5 protein-coding genes and 3 pseudogenes are annotated in these 5,141 nt (G+C 66.2%); 4 read left to right on the top strand and 4 right to left on the bottom strand.

Annotated elements, in window-relative coordinates:
* Together ACWDA7_RS50080 and ACWDA7_RS50075 are read right to left on the bottom strand one after the other, a co-directional pair.
* Window positions 1–280 (bottom strand): annotated as a pseudogene (locus ACWDA7_RS50080) (IS200/IS605 family accessory protein TnpB-related protein); the annotation flags it as partial.
* A gap of 234 nt (window positions 281–514) precedes the next feature.
* The gene (locus ACWDA7_RS50075; protein ID WP_450614533.1) at window positions 515–664 is read right to left on the bottom strand and encodes a hypothetical protein; all 150 of its coding nucleotides are present in this window, start codon (window positions 662–664) and stop codon (window positions 515–517) included.
* Between the two features lie 814 nt (window positions 665–1,478).
* Here ACWDA7_RS50075 and ACWDA7_RS50070 point away from each other — a divergent pair.
* Window positions 1,479–1,913 carry a VOC family protein gene (locus ACWDA7_RS50070; RefSeq protein ID WP_201881454.1) on the top strand — a complete coding sequence of 145 codons (435 nt, stop codon included), beginning with the start codon at window positions 1,479–1,481 and terminating at the stop codon, window positions 1,911–1,913.
* A gap of 28 nt (window positions 1,914–1,941) precedes the next feature.
* Here the strand turns inward: ACWDA7_RS50070 and ACWDA7_RS50065 are convergent.
* Window positions 1,942–2,157: pseudogene (locus ACWDA7_RS50065) on the bottom strand (transposase); the annotation flags it as partial.
* Between the two features lie 34 nt (window positions 2,158–2,191).
* On the opposite strand from ACWDA7_RS50065, the pseudogene ACWDA7_RS50060 reads away from it, so the two are divergent.
* The 3 genes and pseudogenes from ACWDA7_RS50060 to ACWDA7_RS50050 all read left to right on the top strand — a co-directional run bounded on the left by ACWDA7_RS50060 (window position 2,192) and on the right by ACWDA7_RS50050 (window position 4,641).
* Window positions 2,192–2,880, top strand: a pseudogene (locus tag ACWDA7_RS50060) (GAF and ANTAR domain-containing protein).
* A 425-nt stretch (window positions 2,881–3,305) separates the two neighbouring features.
* On the top strand, window positions 3,306–3,866 hold the full coding sequence (locus ACWDA7_RS50055) for a hemerythrin domain-containing protein (protein WP_450614531.1): 561 nt from the start codon (window positions 3,306–3,308) through the stop codon (window positions 3,864–3,866).
* A 361-nt stretch (window positions 3,867–4,227) separates the two neighbouring features.
* On the top strand, window positions 4,228–4,641 hold the full coding sequence (locus ACWDA7_RS50050) for a hypothetical protein (RefSeq protein WP_450614529.1): 414 nt from the start codon (window positions 4,228–4,230) through the stop codon (window positions 4,639–4,641).
* A gap of 122 nt (window positions 4,642–4,763) precedes the next feature.
* Here ACWDA7_RS50050 and ACWDA7_RS50045 read toward each other — a convergent pair.
* The coding region (locus tag ACWDA7_RS50045) for a Rho termination factor N-terminal domain-containing protein (protein WP_450614527.1) at window positions 4,764–5,141 on the bottom strand (378 nt) is incomplete at its 5' end.

Below are 5,141 nucleotides of genomic sequence, written 5' to 3'. Positions count from 1 at the left end.
GATCGTGGGTGGCCTTCGTGATCGAACCGGCCCACCGCGAGGACGACGCGTCGGTCAGGGCCCGCTTGCGCCTGGCCCACGTATCCGCGGAGTGCCCCAGGCCCTCAGCGCACCGGCGTTTGAGATCCCTCGAGGCCAGCGACCCCAGATGCGCGCCGACCACACGTAACACCTGCTCATCGTCCGGCGTGAGGCCCTTGAGACGGGTGCGGATCGCCACACCGGACGGGCCGACAGCCACGAAAGGGGCAGCGATCGTACGCAGCGACTCACCACCCATCGATGCACCCCCCTCCCCAACACTTGATCAGCAACAGGAAGAACGCTACCGGCCGGCACTGACAGTGCCCGCCAAGCGGTCGTGCGCGCTGCAACACCACGAACCAGTACATGCTCGTGCACACGCACACACACTCCTGCACATCCGAAACCGAACAGCTCCCAACCCCCGGAGCGGCTGCTGCCGCGATGGGGCTGAGCCCGGCGTGGGCGCTCCGCCCGCACTCCGTCTTCCTTACCCGGCTTGGGGTCGCAGCTTCATGCCGTTGACGTCGGGCTCCAGTTGGTACGTGGGACGAGATGTGGCGTCCATGCCGTGAAATCCGCGGCCGTGGTTGTCCAGCACGCTGGTGCCCTTCTTGCCGTCTGCCACCCAGTCGAGCACCGCCGAGAAGGTGCAGTCGCCGGTGCAGGCCTTGGTGACGTTGAGCTCGAAGACTTCTAAATCGGTCAGCGAGATCTTGTAGGGGAAGTTCAGCGCGGGGAGGTGACCTGCCCCGTGAAGTCATCAACTTCGGGCTTGGCAGCGAAGTTCGGCGGCGCGAGTAGATGTGGAAGCGGCGTTTGCTGACTCCGCCGCCACACTGCCCGCTCGACACCACGATGCCCGGGTATCGACCTTGGAGTCCCCCGGCAGCACCTGAGAACGGGTGCTCACGCGCACCGCCCGCAGGTGTACCAAGCGTGCGGAGGTGTCTCGGTAAGGCATGCAGAGGCCATCTCGCGCGCGCCCGGTTGCCTTTGTGAGTCGCCGTCTGAATGCCACTCAACTCGGCAACGAAACACGGTCCTTCGGAAAGGCTGGGTCAGGCGGAGGCAAGGATTGCGCAGGTCGCTTCTTGTTCACTCAACGGGTCTACTCGCATAGATGTGGGTGATGGTGTCATGCCGTCAGCCGCCCGGCACCCCACTGTCCGGGCCGATTCTGCGGGAGAACCCCTATGCGTCGCTTCACCGCCACCAGCAGCGTCCTGGCCCTCGGTGCCGTAGGCCTGATCGCCGCTTCGGCTGGCACCGCCCAGGCGCCGGCCTGATCCTGGGGACCGCTGGGGCGCTCCGCCGCCACGGTCGCGTCGTTCTCGTGGACTGTCAGGTTTGATCACTTGGTGTCCGTCACCCGTCACATCCTGGGCCGCCTTGGGCGGATCCGCCTGTGAAATGAGCGGCAGGGTCCCTCTGGCATGCGGTACGGTGCGCCGATGTCAGCGATCAAGAAGTTCCAAGTCACCTTTGACTGCGCAGAACCTGAGCGCCTCGCTCGCTTCTGGTGTGAAGTGTTGGGGTATGTCATACCGCCGCCACCGGAGGGGTTCACCACCTGGGACGATTTCAACCGCACCCTGCCCCCTGAGAAGCAGGGATCATGGTTCGCGTGCAGTGATCCCTCAGGCGTCGGCCCGCGCCTGTACTTCCAGCGCGTCCCCGAAGGCAAGATCGTTAAGAATCGGGTGCATCTCGACGTCCGGGCTGGCACCGGGCTCGTGGGGGACGAGCGCCTCGCCACGCTCGAAGCCGAGTGCGCACGACTGGTCGCGCTCGGTGCGACCCACGTGCGAACGCTGTACGCCGATGAGGAAAACGAGTCGTGCATCCCGATGCTGGACATCGAGGGCAACGAGTTCTGTATCGACTGAACCTTCTCCGAGCCGGGGAGGGCGGGAGTTACCCCGCGAGGGCGAGGTTGTGCGGCCGGGCAATGCCGAGCATGGCGGTGTGAACGCCGTCGCCTTTCAGACGGCAGTCACGAAGGATCTTCCATGCCTTCATCCGCGCGAACACGTGCTCGACGCGGGCCCGGACCTTGCGGTGGGAGGTGTTGTGCTCCTCTTTCCAAGCTGGCAGTTCGCTCTGGCCGCGTTCACGGCGGTGCGGAATGAGTGGGCATGCCAGTTTTGGTGAGACGGAGGACGGAATGGACTGGCCTACGTTCGCGCAGCAGATGGCCGCCATGGCGCGAGACCTGCTCGCCCAGAAGACGGTCAACGACACTCTGGAGCGGGTAACCCACTCGGCCACCCAGCTGGTGGAAGGTTGTGACGCAGCTGGCATCCTCATCCTGCTGGGCAAGCGGGTACAGACCCTGGCTCCCACGGACAGGCTCGTCCGTGACAGCGACCAACTCCAGGAGCATCTCGGCGAAGGTCCCTGCTTCGACGCTGCCCGTAGCCAGGAGGGCGAACGGGTTTTCCGCATCGCTGACCTCACAGAGAATCATCAACGCTGGCCCTCTTACGCCCCCAAGGCCCATGAACTGGGCGTGGGCAGCATGATGGGGTTTCCTGCTCTACACCGAGGACGAGGACCTTGGTGCGCTCAACCTCTACTCCCGCCGACCGGGAGCGTTCACCGAGGCCAGCGAGATGGCCGGCTGGTTGCTGGCCTCGCACGCCGCGGTCGCCTTCTCCAGCGCGCGGATTGATGCACAGATGCACCAGGCCGTCGCCCCCCGCCACGTCATCGGGGAAAGCCATGGGCATCCTCATGGGAGGACACCAGCTCACCGAAGAGCAAGGCTTCGACGTGCTGCGCCGCTACTCCCAGGAAAACCACATCAAACTCGGCGAGGTCGCCCGCCGTGTCTGCGAGCTGGGCAGCCTGTGAAGCGTTCGGGCGACCTTCTGCTTTTCAAGCCGTGTGTGGGCGGCCTTTGGACGATCACGCGGGTCGTGGGACACCGGGGCCGGCCATGGGTAGCGCTGCTGTCGGCTTACGGGTTGGCGTAGTCCTGTCGAGTCACCGCTTCTCCGTGTGCCGGCAGAGGTATGGCTGTTGATCGTCACCGAGAACGCCGGGACCGGCCGCTTGCCTGCACTCGGCCTGTGTCGCCGGGGCCGCACGGTCTGGTGCCCGGAGTGCCAGTGTTCGGCGGATGGCAGGTCGCGCTGGCCGCGGGTGGGCGTCGGGCCCCACATCAGCCTCGGCTGGTGCTCTCCACGGCCAGTTGGCCGGATGACGCGTGCGTGGCTGCCATGGGAGGGGGAAACCGCACGGGACAACGACCGAACGCGACCCGAAAGAGGTGTGTGATGGGGCACGGTGGCAACGTCATCGACGAGCTCACCACGGATCATCGCGAAGTTGAGGAGTACTTCGAACGCTTGCGCGCGCTGCCGGTGGGCCACAAGGACCGCCGGACCGTCGTGGACGAAGTCACTATCGAGCTCGTACGACACTCCGTCGCCGAGGAGATGTACCTCTATCCGGCGGTGCGTGAGCACCTCCCCGGCGGCGATGCCCTGGCCGACAAGGAAATCCAGGATCACGCCGAGGTGGAGCGTGTCCTGAAGGACCTGGAGAACCGCGACGTCGACCATCCCGAGTTCGAGGTCCTCGTCCAGAAGCTGATCAACGACGTCACCGAGCACGTGGCGGAGGAGGAACAGCAGCTGTTCCCCAGCCTCACGCAAGTCTGCACCCCAGAGCAGCTCGACAAGCTCGGGGCCCAAGTACGCCGGGCCAAGACGGTCGCGCCGACCCGCCCGCACCCCGGCGCCCCGGACACGCCGCCCGGGAACAAGCTCCTGGCACCCGGTGCCGGTCTGGTCGACCGCGTCCGCGACTTCGTCACTGGCCGCGGGAAGTCCTGACCTAAGCGGCTCAGGCCGCCGCTCACCTCCCCGAGCGGCGGCCCGTCGGCTGCTGGCACAGGCCCGAGAAGCACGCCCTATCCGCTCCGACTGCGGTCTATAGGCCGCTCACATCGCGGAGGGACTCCTGCCTGCACCTCGCTCAGATCCAGTGGTCCGCGCTTGGCGGCACTGTCGCCGCGGACGCGATCTCCCCGTGCGCGTCCACTCCACCAGTACGGAGGACACCAATCGAAGGTTCCTGCTCGATGGAGTGCTACCACTCTGGGTCGTCCCGGCCGTGGCTGATTGGTGGATGCACCGCCGTACCCGGATCGAGCAGACCAGCGGTGTGAAAGAGTCCGCTGTCCACGCACTGTTGATGACCGAAGCAGGCATCCCTGTCGTCATGGGTCTCACCGCCAAGATCAACCCCCTCGTGCTGTCCGTGATGGGCGGCGCAGCCCTCGCACACAGTGCGACAGCCCTCTACGACGTCACCTTGGCGACGGAGGAGCGTGAAGTCAGCCCCGTCGAACAGCACATTCACAGCTTTCTAGAGGTTCTGCCTCTGACGGCCATGGCATTTGCGGCCTGCCATCACGCGGACGAAGTTCGTGCTGCCGTACGGGGCGGCCGCGGCCCCGAGGACTGGCGGCTGCTTCCGAAGGACCGCCCTCTCCCGGCCGCCTACCTCGCTGCGCTGGCCTCCGTGATCGGCATCGGAGTGGTCGGGCCGTATGCAGAAGAGATCACTCGGTGCCTGAGGATGCGGCATCGCGTCCTGCGGGCCTAACGCGGCCAGACCGGCGTCTGGCCGCGTTCCTGCGGGGGAGGAAGCCTGCCGCCCCGGCAAGTCAGTCAAGACTGCCTTGTTCGCATCGTCTCCAGGCCACTTCATACGTCGTGGCGCGGTGGTCAGGCGGTGCTCCTCCTACGGCGACGTCCGGCCCGGTTGAGTGCGTCGATCAGCTCCTCGCGGCTCATCTTCGAGCGGCCCGTGATGTCCTGTTCGGTGGCCTGCTGGTACAGCTCGGCCTTGCTCAACTGCCGCAACTCGTTCCTGCTGCCGCCTCGCCCGCGGGATGCTGGGGTTGACGCTCGGGCCTTCTTCGGCGGGGCCTTCTTCTCGGCGGTCTTCTTCTTCGCCGCCTTCGCCGCGGGCTTGCGTGCGGCCTTGCGGGTGGCGGTCTTCTTCCGCCGCGGCGCGACCGGCTTCTGCTCCTTGGCCCCGCGGACCTGGTCGATGCTGTTTTGCAGGACGACCGTGAGGTTGATGACGTTGGTGGCCTGGGG

It is taken from the genome of Streptomyces sp. NPDC001156 (genome assembly GCF_053598275.1).
Note: the sequence above shows the minus strand (reverse complement) of the source record. Positions and strands in the feature narration are given on the sequence as shown.

Bases quoted from the DNA above. Each gene is read 5' to 3' on its own strand.
- ACWDA7_RS50055 (WP_450614531.1), top strand. From the start codon at position 3,306: ATGGGGCACGGTGGCAACGTCATCGACGAGCTCACCACGGATCATCGC.
- ACWDA7_RS50070 (WP_201881454.1), top strand. From the start codon at position 1,479: ATGTCAGCGATCAAGAAGTTCCAAGTCACCTTTGACTGCGCAGAACCT.
- ACWDA7_RS50050 (WP_450614529.1), top strand. From the start codon at position 4,228: ATGACCGAAGCAGGCATCCCTGTCGTCATGGGTCTCACCGCCAAGATC.